The 17995-nt window shown below is 35.8% G+C and carries 24 protein-coding genes; 3 read left to right on the top strand and 21 right to left on the bottom strand.

The window, feature by feature from the left end; genetic code table 11:
* The first annotated feature begins 127 nt into the window (after positions 1–127).
* On the top strand, positions 128–1003 hold the full coding sequence (locus I6I93_RS05745) for a LysR family transcriptional regulator (protein WP_112889786.1): 876 nt from the start codon (positions 128–130) through the stop codon (positions 1001–1003).
* A complete protein-coding gene (locus tag I6I93_RS05740; RefSeq protein WP_112889785.1) occupies positions 1004–1525 on the top strand; it encodes a phosphatase PAP2 family protein in 522 nt (173 codons plus the stop codon).
* 4 nt (positions 1526–1529) lie between these two features.
* On the opposite strand, the gene I6I93_RS05735 is transcribed toward I6I93_RS05740, so the two are convergent.
* From I6I93_RS05735 to I6I93_RS05680, 14 genes are all read right to left on the bottom strand, one after another.
* Positions 1530–2219 carry a hypothetical protein gene (locus I6I93_RS05735; protein WP_112889784.1) on the bottom strand — a complete coding sequence of 230 codons (690 nt, stop codon included), beginning with the start codon at positions 2217–2219 and terminating at the stop codon, positions 1530–1532.
* Between the two features lie 28 nt (positions 2220–2247).
* A complete protein-coding gene (locus I6I93_RS09260; RefSeq protein ID WP_236587165.1) occupies positions 2248–2625 on the bottom strand; it encodes a hypothetical protein in 378 nt (125 codons plus the stop codon).
* Positions 2549–2854, bottom strand: a complete 306-nt coding sequence (locus I6I93_RS09255) for a hypothetical protein (protein ID WP_236587164.1) — start codon at positions 2852–2854, stop codon at positions 2549–2551. Before I6I93_RS09255 ends, I6I93_RS09260 begins: the two co-directional genes overlap by 77 nt.
* Before the next feature lie 42 nt (positions 2855–2896).
* Entirely contained in the window at positions 2897–3631 is a 735-nt protein-coding gene (locus I6I93_RS05725) for a TIGR03915 family putative DNA repair protein (RefSeq protein ID WP_112889783.1), read from the bottom strand.
* 9 nt (positions 3632–3640) lie between these two features.
* A complete protein-coding gene (locus tag I6I93_RS05720; protein ID WP_112889782.1) occupies positions 3641–4870 on the bottom strand; it encodes a putative DNA modification/repair radical SAM protein in 1230 nt (409 codons plus the stop codon).
* 368 nt (positions 4871–5238) lie between these two features.
* Entirely contained in the window at positions 5239–6837 is a 1599-nt protein-coding gene (locus I6I93_RS05715; RefSeq protein ID WP_112889781.1) for a Na/Pi cotransporter family protein, read from the bottom strand.
* 151 nt (positions 6838–6988) lie between these two features.
* On the bottom strand, positions 6989–7483 hold the full coding sequence (locus I6I93_RS09250) for an MFS transporter (RefSeq protein WP_236587163.1): 495 nt from the start codon (positions 7481–7483) through the stop codon (positions 6989–6991).
* Complete coding sequence (locus I6I93_RS09245; RefSeq protein WP_236587162.1) at positions 7431–8210, bottom strand: MFS transporter; 780 nt, start codon at positions 8208–8210, stop codon at positions 7431–7433. Before I6I93_RS09245 ends, I6I93_RS09250 begins: the two co-directional genes overlap by 53 nt.
* Positions 8211–8244: 34 nt before the next feature.
* Complete coding sequence (locus I6I93_RS05705; RefSeq protein ID WP_112889780.1) at positions 8245–8520, bottom strand: hypothetical protein; 276 nt, start codon at positions 8518–8520, stop codon at positions 8245–8247.
* A 1-nt stretch (position 8521) separates the two neighbouring features.
* Positions 8522–9061, bottom strand: coding sequence for a GNAT family N-acetyltransferase (locus tag I6I93_RS05700; protein WP_112889779.1), 540 nt, complete (start codon positions 9059–9061; stop codon positions 8522–8524).
* Between the two features lie 4 nt (positions 9062–9065).
* The gene (locus I6I93_RS05695; protein WP_112889778.1) at positions 9066–9482 is read right to left on the bottom strand and encodes a histidine kinase; all 417 of its coding nucleotides are present in this window, start codon (positions 9480–9482) and stop codon (positions 9066–9068) included.
* A 7-nt stretch (positions 9483–9489) separates the two neighbouring features.
* Positions 9490–9702, bottom strand: coding sequence for a helix-turn-helix transcriptional regulator (locus I6I93_RS05690; RefSeq protein WP_112889777.1), 213 nt, complete (start codon positions 9700–9702; stop codon positions 9490–9492).
* Between the two features lie 104 nt (positions 9703–9806).
* Positions 9807–10679, bottom strand: coding sequence for a hypothetical protein (locus I6I93_RS05685; protein ID WP_112889776.1), 873 nt, complete (start codon positions 10677–10679; stop codon positions 9807–9809).
* Between the two features lie 90 nt (positions 10680–10769).
* Positions 10770–11252, bottom strand: coding sequence for an acyl-CoA thioesterase (locus I6I93_RS05680; RefSeq protein WP_172605462.1), 483 nt, complete (start codon positions 11250–11252; stop codon positions 10770–10772).
* 420 nt (positions 11253–11672) lie between these two features.
* Between I6I93_RS05680 and I6I93_RS05675 the strand changes: the two genes are divergently transcribed.
* A complete protein-coding gene (locus tag I6I93_RS05675) occupies positions 11673–12638 on the top strand; it encodes a stalk domain-containing protein (RefSeq protein WP_112889774.1) in 966 nt (321 codons plus the stop codon).
* Positions 12639–12735: 97 nt separating this feature from the next.
* Here I6I93_RS05675 and I6I93_RS05670 read toward each other — a convergent pair whose 3' ends face one another.
* The 7 genes from I6I93_RS05670 to I6I93_RS05645 form a co-directional block, all read right to left on the bottom strand.
* Positions 12736–13812 carry a glycine betaine ABC transporter substrate-binding protein gene (locus tag I6I93_RS05670; RefSeq protein WP_306344718.1) on the bottom strand — a complete coding sequence of 359 codons (1077 nt, stop codon included), beginning with the start codon at positions 13810–13812 and terminating at the stop codon, positions 12736–12738.
* A 52-nt stretch (positions 13813–13864) separates the two neighbouring features.
* Positions 13865–14254, bottom strand: a complete 390-nt coding sequence (locus I6I93_RS09375) for an ABC transporter permease (protein WP_305887684.1) — start codon at positions 14252–14254, stop codon at positions 13865–13867.
* On the bottom strand, positions 14247–14897 hold the full coding sequence (locus tag I6I93_RS05665; protein WP_305887686.1) for an ATP-binding cassette domain-containing protein: 651 nt from the start codon (positions 14895–14897) through the stop codon (positions 14247–14249). Before I6I93_RS05665 ends, I6I93_RS09375 begins: the two co-directional genes overlap by 8 nt.
* A gap of 237 nt (positions 14898–15134) precedes the next feature.
* Positions 15135–15893, bottom strand: a complete 759-nt coding sequence (locus I6I93_RS05660) for an SDR family NAD(P)-dependent oxidoreductase (protein WP_112889773.1) — start codon at positions 15891–15893, stop codon at positions 15135–15137.
* Between the two features lie 451 nt (positions 15894–16344).
* The gene (locus I6I93_RS05655) at positions 16345–16656 is read right to left on the bottom strand and encodes a PadR family transcriptional regulator (protein WP_112889771.1); all 312 of its coding nucleotides are present in this window, start codon (positions 16654–16656) and stop codon (positions 16345–16347) included.
* 2 nt (positions 16657–16658) lie between these two features.
* Entirely contained in the window at positions 16659–17132 is a 474-nt protein-coding gene (locus I6I93_RS05650) for a hypothetical protein (protein WP_146740966.1), read from the bottom strand.
* The gene (locus I6I93_RS05645; RefSeq protein WP_112889769.1) at positions 17129–17899 is read right to left on the bottom strand and encodes a DUF2812 domain-containing protein; all 771 of its coding nucleotides are present in this window, start codon (positions 17897–17899) and stop codon (positions 17129–17131) included. The genes I6I93_RS05650 and I6I93_RS05645 overlap by 4 nt, the downstream gene beginning before the upstream one ends.
* Positions 17900–17995: the final 96 nt, after the last annotated feature.

Below are 17995 nucleotides of genomic sequence, written 5' to 3'. Positions count from 1 at the left end.
TGTAATGTGGGTATATTCCTGCTTTTCTCTTAACATTAATATTTTTAAAAATAAAATTATAAGCTTTCTTCTATAACTTCTTGATTTTTGCTAAATATGATAATAGAATATGTTTGAGGAGGTTTTTATGACAATTAGAGATTTGGAAATTTTCATTGAAGTTTGCAAGACTAAAAACATGTCTAACGCGGCAAAAAATCTTAAGATTTCACAGCCAACTGTTTCACATGCCATTTCACAAATTGAAAATGAGTACAATGTCAAACTATTCGATAGGATTTCAAAAAAATTATACATAACAGATGTTGGTTTAAGACTTTACGATTTTGCCATAAATATTTTGGAGCAATTTCAAGATACTGTTATTTTCTTACAAGGTTCATCAACTGCACACAACATTAATCTTGGCGTAAGTTCAAACTTTAGCTCTCAATTTCTCCTAGAGATCATAGATGAATATGAAGAAAAAAAGGGAGACATAAAGATAAGAGTTTATGTTGACTCACGTGAAGAGATACTTAAGAAGTTAAATTCTGGAATAATTAACATGGCAATCATTGATGGTGATGCTGGTGTTGAAACAAATATTGCAGAACCCTTCTACGAAGATGAAATTTATATAATTTCGTCAAATCATTCTGACTTAAAGGAAAAACCAGTCCTAACTCACGATGATTTAAAGGACAAGAAGTTTGTCTTGGGTGACCTAGACGAAGCTTCAAAGAAAATTCTTTTCTCCTACTTGAGGGACAAGAATATACCGATCGATATTAAATATATCTGTCAAAACAAGGACATGGTCCTAAATATTGTCAAATCTTCTAATGCAATATCACTTGGTGCCAGGTCTTCCTTCGATGATGACGAAATTATTATGCACAAGGTAGAAGACTTAGCAATTTCTAGGACTTATTACATGGTTTATCACAAGGAAGCCTTCCTAAAGAAAAACCTAAAGAACTTTGTTCAATTTATTAAGGGCAAGTTTAAAGAACAAGAGTAAATGGAAGTTCAATTCTTAAAATTTTTAGAATCAATCCACTCCCCCATCCTAGACAAGGTCATGATTTTTATAACAAGTCTTGGCAATGGGGGAATCTTTTGGATTGCCCTTGGTCTTATTATCTTCTTCCAAAAAAATAAGGACTCAAAAAAGAAAGCCCTTAGTATTTTTTTAAGTTTGATTATTTTTTCTATTGTTGGACTTTTAATCTTAAAGCCCATCATTGGAAGACCAAGACCCTTTATGGTAGAAGCCTTTGACCTCTTGATAAAAGAGCCCATGGGTTATTCCTTTCCATCAGGCCACACAGGCTCATCTTTTGCTGCAGCCTTTACAATTTATTATTACAATAAAAAAGAAGGAGCCCTTACCCTTATCTTGGCTGCCTTAATAGGATTTTCACGTATGTATCTATCAGTACACTATCCAACAGATGTCTTGGCTGGTCTAATACTCGGATACCTGTCAAGTCTTGTGGCTCTAAAAATAATTAAAAATAAGTATGAAAAAACTACCTCATAATTTTTTAAGAGGTAGTTTCTTTTTTTGCAATCTTAATATTTAATTCTTCGCCAAGGCTTCCGTAGATTTCTTGGTATTCTTCGTAGACATTTTTTAGTCTATTGAGGTTGAAGTCAATGGCTTCCTTGTCCTCAAGCATGTCCAATTGATTGAGGGGAAATCTCTCAAATAAAATAGAAATTTCTATTTCAAGGTCTTCCCTCATTTTTTCAAGTTGGTCATTACTCATCTCAAGTTCTTTGGGCCTTTCCTTTTTTAAAAAGTTTTCAAGTCCTTCCTTGTCGCAGGCCTTAAAGGCATTTCTCGCTTGGTCGAATTCTTCAAGAGAAAAGTCGTAAAGCTTGGGACTGTAATAAAATATTGCTTCCCTAAAGAGGTCTTCCACCTGTCTTTGGACCTCATCGTCAGCTAATTTAAGCTCAGCTTCATAGTCTTGGTCTTCTCTTAATTCATCAAGGTCCTTTTTAAATTCTTTCTCTGCTTCTTTTTTTGCAAGGTCTGGAGAAAGTTTATCCAAGAGTTTCAAGTTTCTTCTAACTTTTCTAATATTTAAATTTAGTGTATCTACATAATTTTCTAATTCCCCAAAGATCTCCCTATACTTTTCTTCAGTCTTGGGGATCAAATTTATAAGGGTGTCTTCTCTCACGAAGATAAGCTCTGACACCAAAAATTTCAAATAATTTCTTTCCATATCATCACCTGTCTGGTCTTAAACTTTATTACAAGTCTTCCCCTATGTCAACATCAAAGACATTGTAGGAAAAAATTGGGACCTTCAAAAATCCCCTTAGGTCGTTGTAGTCAATGTAGGACTTGGTCTTGTTCCATCCATCATAAACGTGCAAGAACTTGACCTTCATCCCCTTGAATTTATAAATTGAATAACCTGAGATAACTAATGAATGGTTCTTGTAATAGCCTGATCCCAGGTTCATAACTAGGGGCCTAAAGTTGTCGATCTCATCCTTCACGTGGGAGTAGAAGTTGCCAAGGTAAATTCCCCTTGCCCTTATGTCAATTTTATTTTTCTTGAAATAAATATTGGCAATGTGGGAGATCATCACAGGAAGGGTCCCTATTTTTTTTGAAATAGCCATTTTTCTTGGCGATTGCAAAGACTTCATCATAGATTTCAAATTTGTCCTTGTCTCTAAAGTAATAGTTTATAATCCTTGTTAGGCTTGCTATGGTGCAGTTGTTGTGGCTGTCATCAAAGTCCCTTTGCAAGAAGTCTGGCAATTCTAAATCGCTGGACTCAATAAATCTTGCTCCATGATAATGGTCTTCTATATAAGTATTTAAGTTTGCAATTCTATTTTTTTCCATTTTTTCCTCCCAAGTCCTTTATACCCTTAGAAGAAATTATTATTAATCATATTTCTTTGGCCTGTTCATCTCTGGCAAATTCTTCCAATATTTTTTTGGCATGTTTTGCATCCTGAGTTTTTCATTTTTTCTCTCATCAATTGCAACAGCATCGTAGAAGGAAAGCCAGAGGTCAATATAAGAATCATCAGTCTTCATATCTTCTGACATTTCAAAGTCAAAGAAGTTGCCCCTCTCTCCATTGTAGATTACGGCCTTGCTGCGAACTATATCTGCAATTACAAATTTTTCATTGACTAGCCTTCTCTTGAAGTGCTTGTAGACAAAAATCAAAATATCATTTTGTGGTTCAAACTTGGCAAAGAGAAGGCCATCCTTTTCTTCAAAGCGAAGAAGTCCCTTGAAAGAGTGGATCTCTCCTGAGACCCTCTTTAATAAATTTTTGAATTCAACTAGGTCTTCGTCGGCACTTTCATAATAATAAAATCCATGGGTGTAGAGTTTTTTAAGGGTCTTGGCTATGGCCACTTCCTTTCTCTCGTTGTTTGCCGCAAATACCCTTAGGACTGAATCATAAAATGAATAGGAAAAGTTTTTTATTATTGAATCTCTAACCCTCTTGGCCTTGTCAATTTCTGTGGAGCACTTGATCCTGTCAGCCATAAAATTCATTTGACCTGACCTCTTAGTGATTAAGTCCACATCTTCTAGGACCTTGTAGGCATTAAAAATTACTGTAAAAAGTCCTTCTATTGTCCCGTCGTATAAGTAAATCATATCTATCACTTAGTCGAGAAAACTAAGTTGTTCTCCTCCTTCCCTCTCCACCATCAAAGACCTCAGGGCTTCTTTGGAATCAAATCTTCTCCCATAATACTTGCCTGAAATTGTTATAAAGTTTAGGGCTCTCTTAGTGGAAATCCTAAGCTTCTTTAGGTCTTCAAGAGACAAGTTAAAGGCTCTCCTAGCTCTCACAATTTTTCTTGCAGACTGGGGTCCAAAGCCTGGGACCTTTAAAAGTTCTTCAAGGCTTGCCTTGTTAATGTCAGTGGGATTACTGTAATTTTCTATAGCCCAGTCCATCTTTGGGTCAAGATTTAAGTCAAAATCTCTTTTACTCTCGCTTAAGAGTTCCCCTGCCCTAAAACCATAAAATCTCAGGAGGAAGTCTGCCTGATAAATCCTGTGTTCACGAATGAGGGGTGTCTTTATCTTTGGCAATTTGGAATCTTCTCTCACAGGCACATAGGCGGAGTAGTAGACCCTCTTTAGATTGTAATTATCGTAGAGGGACTGGGACCTTGTGAGGACATCCCTGTCGTGAATATCACCTGCTCCAACGATCATCTGACTAGTTTGACCTGCTGGCAAAAACAAGTCCTTCTTTGAAAATTTTTTATATTTTTTCTTTTCAAGCTTGTTGATCTTTAAGGTTTTGGAAACTAGGTCCATGGGCCTTGTTATTTCATCAAGACTTTTTTCTGGAGCAAGAAGGGCCAGGCTCTTTTCTGTTGGGAGCTCGATGTTTATGCTCATCCTGTCTACGTATCGGCCCAGCTCTTTTATAAGGTCTTGGCTGGCACCTGGTATGGCCTTCATGTGTATGTAACCGTTGAAGTTTTCTTCTTGGCGAAGCCTCTTTGCAACTTCTATTAATTTTTCCATGGTGTAGTCGCAGGACTTGAAGATACCAGAAGACAAGAAGAGACCCTCAATGTAATTTCTCTTGTAAAAATTTATAGTTAAATCAACTACTTCATCAACTGTAAAAGCCGCCCTCTTGGAGTCCACACTCTTGGCATTGATGCAGTAGTTGCAGTCGTAGATGCAGTGATTTGTAAAAAGTATCTTAAGAAGAGATATGCACCTGCCATCTTCAGACCAGGAGTGGCAGATTCCACTTTGGCTAGCGTTTCCTAGTCCACCCTTATTCTTTCTATTGGATCCAGAAGATGAGCAGCTCACGTCATACTTTGCAGCATCAGACAAAATTTTTATTTTTTCTTTTAATTCCATATTACCACCAAGGTCATTCTAACATCGAAACTTGTGTTTGTAAACAAATTTTCTTTTGTAGTTCTTTGTTTTGATTTCTTTCAATAACTTGTGGATCTTCATGAATTTTTTAAATTTTTAAATTTTGTATTGATTTATGATTCAATATCTTCTAAGACTTCATAATTCTTAATAACTTTATAATTTTCTATAACTTCACATTTTTCTATGACTTCATAATTTTTTATAACGCCAAAAGCTTTGAGGATTTCTCAAATTTTTATGACCTCATAAGTTACCAGAACTTCCTAATTTTTAAAATTAAAAATTCTCAATAAAAAAAAATCTGCCCGAAAGCAGATTAATTTTTATCATTTTCAATTAATTTATTATATTGAAAGCTTTCCAGCGTTGGAAATATAAGATGAAATTCTTTCCATAGCTGCAAGAGTTTTTTCATAAAGAAGTCCTGATTCAGGATTACAAATTTTTTCTCTCATCCTTATCATGTGGTTGTTCCTAAAGTCAGAAGCCTCTTTTTGAACAAGTTCATTGGACTCACGCATGAATACAACTCTTTGGTCTTTTTCCATGTCTCCGTCATAGGAGTGGAACATTTTTTCAATAATAGTATTTATTTCTCTCATTTCATCAAAAGTCACATCTGTGAAGAAAAGACCTTCGTCATTTTTTAACTTGGCAACTTCAGCAATATTTTTGGAGTGGTCCCCAATTCTTTCCATGTCTCTAGATATTCTAAGATAAGCTGCAAAGTTTGCAGAAGTTTCCTTATTCATTGGTAGGCCTAGTGAATCAATAATAAAGGCCGAAATTTGTTTGTTGAGGTAGTTAATAACTCCCTCTCTCCTAAATATTTCGTCGTATTTCTCGTCGTCAAACTCTCTTAAGAGTTCAACAGAGGACTCATAGTTCATAGTTACAATATCAAGTAGCCTTCTAACCTCTGCCTTGACATCAGTAAAGGTTGCTGGTGCATCCTTTGTAACATTTAAGTTGATATATTGTAGAGACATCTCTTCTTGTTCCTTGTCTATACCAGGAATAATCTTGAAGGCTAGGTCTGCAAGCTTCTTGGAGAAAGGAATTAAAATGATTGTAGTTGCAATATTAAAGAGTGTGTGAAGGTTGGCAATCTCTGCTGCCGGTAAGTTCCTTGAAAATCTTTCTACTATCTCGTCTATTGGGATCACAAAGGATACAAGGATAAATATTATTGTACCAATAATGTTAAAGAGAACGTGAACTAGGGCAGTCCTTCTTGCGTTCTTGGAAGATCCAACTGAAGATAAAACTGAAGTCACACAAGTACCAATGTTAAATCCTAGGATTATATACATGGCTGAGTGAAGTGATATTACACCTTGATTGGCAACGGCTTGCAAGATACCAAGAGATGCTGATGAAGATTGGAGTAAGGCTGTTATACCTGTACCTGCCAAAACTCCCAAGATTGGATTGTCAAACTTAGTCATTACAGTTGAAAATCCAGGATAGTCCCTTAGGGGTTCCATGGAGTCACTCATAAATTGCATACCCATGAATAAAAATCCAAGGCCTATAACAGCTTGACCTACGTATCTTTTCTTCTTACTCTTGGAGAAAGTGCTCATCAAAAAACCTATAAAGGCAATTATAGGTGCTAGGGTTGAAATGTTTAGGGCTACCAACTGACCTGTGATTGTTGTACCAATGTTTGCTCCCATAATAATTCCAACAGACTGATAAATAGTCATTAGGCCTGCATTTACAAAACCTACAACCATTACTGTAGTCGCTGAAGATGATTGGATAACTGCTGTGACAAGAGCACCAACTAGAATAGATTTGAAGAAGTTGGACGTCATCTTTTCAATGACAACTCGGAGTCTATCACCTGCGACTAGTTCGAGGCCCGAGCTCATCATTTCCATTCCATAAAGGAAAAGAGCAAGTCCTCCTAATAGTTCAATAAAATAATTAATTGACATAAGTCCTCCCAAATTGTATTTCAATTTCATCTTACAATATAATTTCTAATTTTTAAAGGAAAAGTAAAAAATTTGTAAAGAATTTGCAAAGTTATATAAAAAAAGACGGCTAAGCCGTCAAATTTTCTTATTTTAATTTGTATCTTTATTTTTAAATTTCTCTAGAAGCTTTTAGGTAAAAAGGAATTGCTAAGACTTGGGCAAAAATTGAAAGGCCAATCATCAGTGGAAGAGACTTAGAATAAATCACTCCAAGTATCCAGGACCCCAAGAACCAAAAAATTCCAAAGGAGCATTCAAAGATTCCATAGCCCGTTGCCCTGTTTTTCTTTGGAACCATAGAAGTCACAGCAGCCTTTAAGATGGATTCTTGAGCACCCATGCCTATTCCCCAAAGGACTAGGCCAAATAAAAGCGCAAGTTCACTTTTGAAGCCAAAGATGAAAAGAGAGAAGGGGGCAGAAATAATCGTTGAGATGACAAGGGCCCTCACTCCCTTTTTGTCATAGATGTGACCAAAGACAAGAGCAGCCACAGCATCCACTAACATGGCTCCTGCGTATAAAAGTGGTAGAGTCTCTTCACTTATTAGCCTAAAAGTTCCATAAGATCCTCCAAGGCCTGTAAAGTTTTTGGATATGTGCATGATGACAAGAGCGTAGTCCATAAAGCCAAAAGCAAAAAATGAAATCCCCACAATGTAATAAATAAAGGACTTCTTCATGACAAAGGCTTCTTCTTTTTTTTGCTTCAGGTTCAAAGGCCTCTGGGTTTGGAAACTCCCTCTTAGTTATGAATAAAAGGAGGATCGTAATAAAACCTGGGATTGCCAAGAAGGCAAAGGCAGTTCTATAAATTTCAAAAGTTGTGCCATCTGTTTTAAATAACATGACTAGATATAAAAAGACTGGTCCCAAGAAGGCTCCAATTTGGTCTAGCATCTCTTGGATCCCAAAGGACTTGCCAACTCCTTCTTGACTGGCAGCAAAGGACATTATAGTGTCCTTGGCAGGTTTTTTTATTGCCTTCCCCATCCTTTGGATGACAAGCAAGAGGGCAGCAGCTATCCAACCTTTTTCACCAACTAGGGCAAGGGCTGGCACTGCCAAGATATCTAATATGTAGCCAAAGATTACCATGGGCCAATACTTTTTCGTCCTGTCGGTAATTTTTCCAAAGACATATCTCATGGAGTAACCAATGAGTTCTCCCAGACCAGATATAAATCCAATAGTTCCTGCCGAGGCACCAAGTAGGGCAAGATAAGCTCCCCTAATGCTTGAGGCCCCTTCATGAGTCATATCTGAAAAGAGGCTGACAATCCCAAATAAAATTATAAAGGTCATGGCTCTTGAAAATCTTTTTTCCTTCATCTTCTTCACTCCCAAATTTTTCTTCCTTATAAATTTATTTCTTCTTAACAAAAACTGTCATGCCATTGACTATTATTGACCCAATAGTACAGACAAATAGGGCCCATCTTATTGTTGGGATGACATCAAGGGCACCAGCAATATCTTCTTTTGCCAAGAAATTTGCCCCCATATTGTAAAATCCAAAAATAGCAAGACAGGTAAAGGCCATGCTGAGGAACCTATCCCTATATGGATCCTTACCATTTAACCAAGCCAAAATATTTTTAACAGCAAAAAATATTGCAATAAGTCCACAAATAATTCCCATCTTATCCTTCTTTCTTTAAAAATTCTTCTCTCGTAAGTAAGTTTACATTTACATCTCGCCTCTCGTCCATGAGAGGAAGGTATTCATCTTTTATTACTTTTTGAGGAATAAAACCACACTTCTCTTGAACTCTCTTTGATTTTTCATTTCCTGTGTAGTAGGCACACCAAACCTTGGTCATGCCCAAGTCACAAAAGGCATATCTCAAGATTTCTCCAACTGCTTCCGGCATAAGTCCTCTTCCCCAAAATTCTTTGCCCAGCCAATAGCCAAGCTCGCACTCATCATCCCTATCTGTAAGATTTGTATCGCCTCTTAATTTCAATCCAATTGCCCCAATTGCCTTGTTGTCTTCTTTAAGAGCAAGGGCATAGATTTCTTCCCCTTTAAAAACATTTTTTATTATGCTTATGCTATCTTCAATAGTCTTGTGGGCAGGCCAACCTGCAACTGGTCCAACCTCAGGGTCCTTGGCATACTCAAACAAAGACTCTGCATCATCGAGTGTCCACCTTCTAATAATAAGTCTCTCTGTCTCCATATTTTTAAATCCTATTCCAATCCTTTGATTTCAACTCCATAAATCTCTCTTCATTGCCATCAAAAATTTTGCCCTTGAAGTCAACTTCATACATGACCTTCTTTCCCAAGTGTCTAAGGCTTATGATGGCCTTATTATTTTTATCTTCTACTTCAAATTCTTCTATTTCATTCCAAGGCATGAGGAAAAAGTCTCTCTTCATCGAATTAGAAATTTCACTTTCATAAAGGCCCTTAGGGCTAAAATAGAGGATAAAGGTCCTTGATGAATCAAAAGTGTAATAGATATTACTTAGGATCAATTTGCCCAGTCCTGTCTTTAGGTCATTGGCCTTAAAGGCTACAAGATAGTTGTCCTTATCTCCAAATATTTTTTCAACTTTTTCACTAAATTCCTTCTTGTCATTAAATAATAATCCCATAAAAACCTCACTTAAATATAAAAACTTCCTTGATATCCTTGCCCAAGACCTTTGAGATTTTGTAGGCTGTCTCAAGGGTTGGACTAATTGTGTTATTCTCATAGGCCATGATTGACCTCCTCTTAAGTCCCACAGCCTTAGCCAACTTGTGTTGAGAGAGCCCAAGCCCTTTCCTGTACTCAGCAATTTTATTTTCTATTACTACATTTTCTATTTCCATTAAATCACCTGACGCTTTTGGTTACATTTATAGTACCAAAGTATGTTCTTACTTTCAATATTTTCCAATAAAAAATCAGTGACTCCCATCACTGACTTATAAATTTATTTTATTTTTCCAAAGGTCTTTCCATTGTTTCTTGAGATGTAGTTAGATTTATTGTTATTTATGTCCTCAAAGTCCAAATGGATTAGGCCCTCATCATCCATCCTTCCAGAAACCTTTGGGCTTGTCTCTTCAAGTTCAGATATAAATTTCATCTTGTTACCAGAGATTCTTACAAGAAACCAGCGTGACCTTGCCCCTGCCCTGTCTACTTCTAGGAGACCAAGGTCAGAATTTTCTATTTTTATAGCGTCTTCTGCTTTAAAATTTTTTAAAATTTCATCTTTATTCTCTTTTTCTTCAAAATTTTCTTTTTCATCAAGATCTTCGAGACCAGTCTTTGCAACTTCATCTTCTCCTTGCTCATCAAAGCTTTCTCTTTCACTAATTAAGATTTCTAAAATATCTCTCGTGTCTTGGTCTTCAATCTCTTTTAAATCATCAAAGGTATTTTTTATTTCATCTTCACTTAACTTGTCCATAGTGATGAAATTTTTTCTGTAGACCTCATAAATTGGATCCATCCAACCTACATTTAAGATGTAAAAATTTTCATTATAATAGGTAAGTTTTCGATTTTCTTTACCAGAAAAAGCAAAGACTAGAAACAAGTAAGCCATTGAGATGAGGCAAAGTCCTATTAAGATTAGACCAAGAAGGATCTTTAAATACTTGTTAAACTTAAAATTTAAAATCCTATTAATAAAAAAAATTTGTAGGCCTAAGAAAACTAAGAAGCTAAGACCAAGCATGACGTTGTTAATTATTGGAATAAATTCAATTTTATTAACTAAAATCGAAATCCCAAGGACTTGCCCAAAGGAAAGTAAATAAAGAAAAATATATAAAAGTTTTTTATCTTTTAAAGTCATTGGCTCCCTCCTAAATAATCTTTTCTTACATTATAATATTTTAAAAAATTTTTGGGCAAAAAAATTAGGAGAACTAGTCTCCTAATAATTTTACATATTATCTTTTACACCAACAGCAACCATCTTTGCCTTGGCACGAACTTCGCCATCAGCTTCCATCACCATGTTAACAATTACCTTTCTCTCGCCAATTTCTTCAGCAGTAGCAGTAACTGTAACTTCCTTGTCCATTGGAGTTGGCTTTTTGAAGTCCACTTCAAGCCTTGCTGTGATAAATCTGCCAATAACTGTGTCTTCAGTAAGTTCAAGTCCAAGGTCCCTGTGCTTGAACCAAGCAGCTGAAGCAGTGCCGTGGCAGTCGAAGATCATGGCAATCATTCCACCAAAGAGGTTGGCAGGAACTCCACCAGTGTAAACTGAATCTGGAGTAACCTTTGCGATGCACTCACTTCCACCTTCTGATGGATAAGATCTTAGGTGCATTCCCTCGTGGTTCTTTGGTCCACAACCCCAACAATATTGAAATCTTTCGCCGTAAGTTTCTTGAATGGCAATTTTTTTATTTTCTGACATAATATCCCCCTTGAAATCTCATTTATAAGAATATTTTATCACATAGTCTTATTATTTTCTTCTTTAAGTCTTTCTTTAAGAATTTTAATTTCAGAATTATAAATTTTTATCCTTTTCATTAGTTATAGTAAATGTATCTTTTAAGTAGTAGATTGAAAAATATTTTGATAGGCCTTTTTGTTTTTAATAAAAATATGCTTTAACTTAATAAGCTTTCATTTTTATATTCTTGTTATTTCCCTAAATAGCTGGTATACTTTAATTAGCAAAAGTTGATGGAAAATAAAATAAGATAACTTACATATGGTTTTTTCAAAAAATAAAATAGATTAATATTTTTATCTTAAATAGTCTTTTATCAATTCTACCAATAATGTGTAGTATTAAATCTCGACCCAATCTTTAAAAGGAGAATTGAATATGGAAAAAATAAAAAATGCACTTATAAGTTCCCTATTAATTATGAGCCTTATTCCAACTTGTGTTTTCGCGGCAGGACAAGTTCCACCTTCTGCATCTGATAAAAATATCAATATTATGATCAATGGAGAAAGAAAAAATCCTCCTCAAGAAATGGGAAGCCCTTATCTTGACATGAAAACTCAAAGGACCATGGTGCCTCTTAGGTTTATATCAGAAAATCTTGGCTTTAATGTTGACTTCTTACAAAAGTCAAAGGACAACCCTAAGGGAGGAATTGTTATAAGGGACCAAAATAATGTGGAGATTAGAATGGAAATAAATTCTAAGAATGCCACTAGGATTACAGGTGGCAAAAAAGAATCTCTCGCTCTAGACTCTCCTTCTCTTATCTATGATGGTAGAACTTACGTGCCTATTAGATTTATATCTGAAGCTACGGGCTACCAAGTTTCTTGGGAAAAAGACACAGTTATAATTAGCAGTAATTGCCCTGTAATAAAGTCCATAGCTGAAGAAGAAACTAAAGAGATAGCAAAAAATTTAGAAACAGAAGATAAAATGCCTACTGGTTCAGTTGGCGACTCAAATAAATTTATGAAAAATCTAATGGACTACAGAACTTCCAAGGGTCTTGGCCAAGTAAATGAAGATAAGGATTTAAATAGGCTTGCACTTTTAAGAGCCCAAGAAGAATTAGACCAATTTATAAAAACCGGTGATGCTGATCACGAAAGTCCTGGTGGATACAACAAGGATTTAGGAGAAAACCTGGCTCTTTCACGTTACACTCTTGGAGCAAGAGATGGAGATCCATGTGACGGCTGCTTAAAAAGATGGAAAAATTCTCCTTGCCACAATGACAACCTCTTAAATAAAGATTCTAAAAGAGGTGGCTATGCTTGTGCCAGAAAGATTATTGACAATAAGGTTTACGAAGCTTCAATTTATCTCTTTGGATTTTAATTTAAAAACTAACGACTTATTATAAATTTTTACACTAAAAAATGGAGCCTAGGCTCCATTTTCTTTTTTTATAAATTTTTTACCTCATCTTTTATACTTACTCATCAATTAAGCCTTCCTTAATTAAAAATTCCCTTGCCACATCTCTTGCAGGTCTTCCCTTGACGTCAACTTCATAATTCATCTCTGCCATTTGATCTGAAGCGATTTTGCCAGCAAGTTTATTTAAAGCTTTCTCCAGTTCTGGATATTTTTCTAGACTCTCACTTCTCATAAGTGGAGCTGCTTGATAAGGTGGAAATAATTTTTTATCATCTTCCAAGACTTTTAACTTGTTGGAGATTATCTGGCTGTCTGTTGAGTAAACATCAGTAACACCTATGGACCCATTGGCTATTGCAGTATATCTTAGGGCTGGCTCCATGGTCTTCACATCAAAGTGAAGGTCGTAAAGACTTTTTAGTCCCCTGTTCCCATCTTCCCTGTCATTAAATTCTAGGGTGAAGCCTGCCAGGATAGATTTTTCTAATTTTTTTAAGTCAGAAATTTTTTCCAAATTATTTTCCTCTGCAAAGTCTTCTCTAACTGCAAGGGCATAGGTATTTTGAAATTCACTTGGGTTTAAGTAGGCCAAGTCATCTTGCTTTAAGATTTCATCTCTTGCCACCTTATAATATTTTTCTGGATCCTTTTCAATATCTCCTGGATCAGAATTTAAAAGTGTAGAAGTGATTGTACCTGTAAACTCTGGATAGATGTCAATACTTCCTGACTTTAGGGCTTCGTATAGAAAACTAGTCTTGCCAAAGTTTGGCTTTAGTTCAACTTTTATGTCGGTCTCGTCTTCAATTAGTTCTTTATACATATTGATTAAAATTTCTGGCTCGGCTCCAAGCTTACCAGCTATGACAAGGGACTTGTTCTTGTTTCCTCCAAAGGAAACAAAGGACATAGCCAAAAGAACAAGGGCCATAATAAAGGAAATTAAAATCGTCTTTAGCTTTTTATTTTGCAAGAACTTAATCAAGGCTCCAAATAAAACTGCAAGTAGGGCAGAAGACAAGGCTCCAATTAAAATGAGGGCCGAATTGTTTCTATCAATTCCTAATAAGATAAAGGATCCAAGTCCACCTGCTCCAACAAGGGCAGCAAGGGTTGCAGTTCCAATTATCATAATGCTTGAAGTCCTCACGCCAGACATAATAATTGGCATGGCAAGGCTAAGCTTATATTTTTTTTAATTTTTCCCACTTAGTCATCCCAAAAGCCCTGGCTGCTTCTTCAAGAGAAGAATCGATTTCTGCAAATCCAGTGACAGCTCCCTGATAAATTGGAAAGATTGCATAAATCACAAGGGCTGTTATGGCTGGCAGCTTTCCAATCCCCATAAAGGGAATAAAGAGTCCCAAGAGGGCAAGAGAAGGAATTGTTTGAAAAATTCCCGTAACTTGGAGGACCCCTTCATTTATTTTTTTGCGGTTGGACAAAAATATGGCCAATGGAATTGCTATTACAATTGCAATTACAAGGGACATCAGTGAAATCTGAAGGTGTTCAAGAAGAGAAGTGACCCATTGGCCCTTTCTCTCAGCAAATGTTGTAATCAAACTATTCATTAATCTCACCCTCCTCCTTGAAGAAACTTGCAACAAAATCATTGGCAGGATTGTTGACAAGGTCTTCTGGGCTTCCAATCTGGATAATCTTGCCGTCCTTCATTAGGCAAATCCTATCAGCAAGTTTTATTGCCTCTCTCATGTCGTGAGTTACGAAAACAGTTGTAATCTTGAAGTCTCTGTGAAGGTCTTTCACCAAGTCTTGAAGCTGAGTTCTCGATATTGGATCAAGGGCAGAGAAGGGTTCGTCCATTAAGAGGACCTTGGGGTTGGCAGCAATGGCCCTTAAGATCCCAATTCTCTGTTTTTCTCCACCAGACAAGTCTTCTGGCAACCTATTTTTATAAACTTTTGGGTCAAGATCAACTTGTCTCAAGAGGGAGTCCACCCTCTTGTCAATCTCCCTTTTATTAATTTTTTTCATCTCTGGAATTAGTCCAATGTTTTCTGCCACAGTGAGGTTTGGGAAAAGGGCAATCTCTTGCAAGACATAACCCATCTCAAGTCTCATTTCCCTTAGGGGATAGTCCTTAATATTTTTTCCTTGGAAGAAAATATCTCCCTCAGTCTGCTCTATTAACCTATTTATTAATTTAAGCGTCGTAGTCTTCCCGCTGCCACTGGGGCCAACTAAGACGAAAATTCTCCCTCTTTGATTTCAAAATTGAGATCATCGAGGACTTTTTCCTTCCCGTCGTAAGACATAGAAACGCCTTGGTATCTTATCATCATATTCTCCTTTGTTGCTAAAAATAACTTACTTAAATAACTTACCCCTGGACAAAAAAATAATTCACAAATCCCAATTTATCTGAGACTTGTGAATTTTATTTAAAATTTATTTTTTTCTTAGAGTCCTAAAGATAAGCGACTTAAAAAATTACATATTAGTAAGTCCACCATCAGACACCAAAATTTGTCCGTTGATGTTTGATGCTTGATCAGATGCAAGGAAAAGAAGATTTTCTGCAATTTCTTCAGCACTTGCCACCATCTTGTCAAGTTTTGGTCCCCTCATTACAACTTCCATTCCTTTTTCGTCGACATCATTAAGCTTTTCCATGATTTCTGTTGCAATACCACCAGGTGCCACAGCGTTGCAGCGGATTTTGTCATTGGCATACATGGCTGCAGTGTTTCTCACAAGACCATGGATGGCACTCTTGGACATTGTGTAAGCAACTCCTGCTTTGCCACCTCTTACACCTGCTATTGATGTTGTGGCAACAATGGATCCCCCGTCTTTCATTAGAGGGATAGCTGCTTTAAAGAGTCTAAAGGACCCCTTTACATTTACTTCGAAAATCCTATCAAAAGTTTCTTCTTGGCAGTTTGTTACAGGTTCAAACTTGTCCATTATACCAGCGTTGGCAATTAAAACATCAAGCTTGCCATTTTCACTTTTTACCTTTTCAAAAAGTCTATCCACATCTTCTTGTTTAGAAACATCTCCTGGCACAGGAATAATTTCTCCCTTGCAGCCCGATGAGTTGGCGTCTTCAGCTAGAGCTTCTAGCTTTTCCTTTCTCCTTGCAAAGGCATAAACCTTTCCGCCTTCACCTGCCGCCATAAGGCTTGCAGACCTTCCTACACCAGATGAAGCACCAGTGATAACAAGAACTTTATTTTCAAATCTCATAAGATCCTCCTTTGTTTACTTCATTTTGATTTACTATAATATCATTGTAACAAATTATAGATGGGGTTTTTATATTATTTTACCTTCTAAATTTATTCCCTATCTTAAAAAATTAAAGGGAAATATTAAAAATTCTCTCCCTCTATAATAAGATTCGTCCGATTCCAATCTGTGGTAGATGGTGTAGGAATAAAGGATTGCCTTGTAAGAAACTGTTCCACCGTCCTTGTAGCGATATCTTATTGGAAAGCACAAGATTAAAATGATTAACAAAATAAGAAGCTTTTTCCTCATAAAATTTTATCCTCTCTCAAAAATTTTTATGAAATGTATTCTAAATAGAGTATATTATTAAGACCACTTTAATTCAAACAAAAAACAGCGGAGCTTTTGACCCCACTGTTTTACAACTTAAATTTATATAATTTATTTCACCTAATATTTATCTAAATCACTTTTCAAAATGATTCTCGTAGTTATCTATTAAAAGTCTAAGTCTCTTAACTTCTTCTTCAAGGAGTTCTCGCCCCTCGTCGGTAATTTTATAATACTTCCCCTTCTTATCTACTTCAACTCTTGTAATCAAATCATTTTCTAAAAACTGGGCCAAGAGGGCATAGAGGGTTCCTGGCCCTAAGTTTATTCTTCCTCCTGTGATTTCACTTACCCAAGCTCTTATTTCTGCCCCGTTTCTAACTTGTCCTAATGCCAAGATGGTAAAGTACATGGGCTCTGTTAGGGTTTGGAATTGATCTCTTGCCATGCTTACACCTCCAAGATTTTTGCAATCTCTTCTTGGACCTTTTCATCCTCTAGATTACCACTTACTTCTAAGACCACATTCTTATATAAAATCAAATAGTCTTCTTGATCTGATGTGATATAAGTCCTGTCATAAGGATAAGTTTCAGAAATGTCTTTAACAAATTCAGCTCTATAAGGGCGCTTCATAGAATTTTTTAGAATTCTTTCAAATAAATTACCTGCAAGGTCCTGTGACTTTACTACAGTCTTTTTTATACCAAGATCATTTTTTTCTGATGAATAATAATCGCAGCTTTCTGTCAAAAAGCTTCTATTTTCCTTAGTCTTTATAAAATCTCCCACCACTTGGCTTTCAATCTCATTAGAAGTAGAGAATTTGTCGATTAAAGTAAATATAGATACATTGGTAATTAAAGAAATTAAAATTACCATTGAGATTAGAATAAATTTTTTCTCACCTCTTTTTATGTTCATTGTTTTAATTTTTTGCGATAGAAATAAACAAAAGAAATCATAATAAAAGTTGAGAGAAGACTTATTAGATGAGTTCTGTCACTAGACCCATCATTAGGAAGTAAAAATTCTGATCCAAAGGCAAGAATCATTAAAATAATTGGAGTATAAAATAATAAGACAAAGGCCTTGGAAAAAGTAAGTCTTGAAAATTTTATATCACTTATGCTTTTCACATCCTTGTTCCTCTTTCTAAAAAGTATATGGTCTCCCAAGGCTAGAGTATTGAAAAGAAAAAATAAAATAACAGCCGGCCACATAAATATTAGGTAGTTTGAATAAAATATATCCCTAGAAAAAAATCTAGAAGTTATAGAGAAAACTATAAATACAAAGAATATAAAAGTTATGCTAAAGGAAATTAGTTCTCCTTTGGCACCCTTATTTAAAATTTCAATTTCTTCCTTTTCGTCGTTATAAAGAGAGTCTTGACTTCCTTCATCAAGCTTGTAGATGTTTATGTTGTAGGTCCTGTCTACAAGATGCCAACCAAGGTCTTTTGCCATCTCATCAAAGTCCCTTAGTTCATCCTTAGAGAAGGCAGAAAAAGATCCTTCGTTAGGTGCAATAGAAACTTTGTATCTGGCATCTTCTGGTTCAGCTTTTTTAAACTTGTGGATGAAGGACAAAATTATTTTTTCAATTTGCCAGCCCTCTTTAGCCATGTCCTCATACCACTTTTCAACAAGTCCAAAGTTTGTATAAGTTAAATGTCTTGCCTTTAACATAATCTATCCTCCTTTAGTATCGACTATCGATAATTAGATTGTATATCGAGACTCGATAGATTGCAATAATACTTGAAATTTTTTATTTATAAGAAT

The sequence above is a fragment of the Peptoniphilus harei genome, from assembly GCF_016726485.1.
Taxonomy (GTDB): domain Bacteria; phylum Bacillota; class Clostridia; order Tissierellales; family Peptoniphilaceae; genus Peptoniphilus_A; species Peptoniphilus_A harei.
This window is presented reverse-complemented; position numbering and strand designations above follow the sequence as displayed.

Coding starts and splice junctions, on each gene's coding strand:
- I6I93_RS05745 (WP_112889786.1), top strand. CDS start 128: ATGACAATTAGAGATTTGGAAATTTTCATTGAAGTTTGCAAGACTAAA.
- I6I93_RS05740 (WP_112889785.1), top strand. CDS start 1,004: ATGGAAGTTCAATTCTTAAAATTTTTAGAATCAATCCACTCCCCCATC.
- I6I93_RS05735 (WP_112889784.1), bottom strand. CDS start 2,219: ATGGAAAGAAATTATTTGAAATTTTTGGTGTCAGAGCTTATCTTCGTG.
- I6I93_RS09260 (WP_236587165.1), bottom strand. CDS start 2,625: ATGGCTATTTCAAAAAAAATAGGGACCCTTCCTGTGATGATCTCCCAC.
- I6I93_RS09255 (WP_236587164.1), bottom strand. CDS start 2,854: ATGGAAAAAAATAGAATTGCAAACTTAAATACTTATATAGAAGACCAT.
- I6I93_RS05725 (WP_112889783.1), bottom strand. CDS start 3,631: ATGATTTACTTATACGACGGGACAATAGAAGGACTTTTTACAGTAATT.
- I6I93_RS05720 (WP_112889782.1), bottom strand. CDS start 4,870: ATGGAATTAAAAGAAAAAATAAAAATTTTGTCTGATGCTGCAAAGTAT.
- I6I93_RS05715 (WP_112889781.1), bottom strand. CDS start 6,837: ATGTCAATTAATTATTTTATTGAACTATTAGGAGGACTTGCTCTTTTC.
- I6I93_RS09250 (WP_236587163.1), bottom strand. CDS start 7,483: ATGCACATATCCAAAAACTTTACAGGCCTTGGAGGATCTTATGGAACT.
- I6I93_RS09245 (WP_236587162.1), bottom strand. CDS start 8,210: ATGAAGGAAAAAAGATTTTCAAGAGCCATGACCTTTATAATTTTATTT.
- I6I93_RS05705 (WP_112889780.1), bottom strand. CDS start 8,520: ATGGGAATTATTTGTGGACTTATTGCAATATTTTTTGCTGTTAAAAAT.
- I6I93_RS05700 (WP_112889779.1), bottom strand. CDS start 9,061: ATGGAGACAGAGAGACTTATTATTAGAAGGTGGACACTCGATGATGCA.
- I6I93_RS05695 (WP_112889778.1), bottom strand. CDS start 9,482: ATGGGATTATTATTTAATGACAAGAAGGAATTTAGTGAAAAAGTTGAA.
- I6I93_RS05690 (WP_112889777.1), bottom strand. CDS start 9,702: ATGGAAATAGAAAATGTAGTAATAGAAAATAAAATTGCTGAGTACAGG.
- I6I93_RS05685 (WP_112889776.1), bottom strand. CDS start 10,679: ATGACTTTAAAAGATAAAAAACTTTTATATATTTTTCTTTATTTACTT.
- I6I93_RS05680 (WP_172605462.1), bottom strand. CDS start 11,252: ATGTCAGAAAATAAAAAAATTGCCATTCAAGAAACTTACGGCGAAAGA.
- I6I93_RS05675 (WP_112889774.1), top strand. CDS start 11,673: ATGGAAAAAATAAAAAATGCACTTATAAGTTCCCTATTAATTATGAGC.
- I6I93_RS05670 (WP_306344718.1), bottom strand. CDS start 13,812: ATGATAATTGGAACTGCAACCCTTGCTGCCCTTGTTGGAGCAGGTGGA.
- I6I93_RS09375 (WP_305887684.1), bottom strand. CDS start 14,254: ATGAATAGTTTGATTACAACATTTGCTGAGAGAAAGGGCCAATGGGTC.
- I6I93_RS05660 (WP_112889773.1), bottom strand. CDS start 15,893: ATGAGATTTGAAAATAAAGTTCTTGTTATCACTGGTGCTTCATCTGGT.
- I6I93_RS05655 (WP_112889771.1), bottom strand. CDS start 16,656: ATGGCAAGAGATCAATTCCAAACCCTAACAGAGCCCATGTACTTTACC.
- I6I93_RS05650 (WP_146740966.1), bottom strand. CDS start 17,132: ATGAACATAAAAAGAGGTGAGAAAAAATTTATTCTAATCTCAATGGTA.
- I6I93_RS05645 (WP_112889769.1), bottom strand. CDS start 17,899: ATGTTAAAGGCAAGACATTTAACTTATACAAACTTTGGACTTGTTGAA.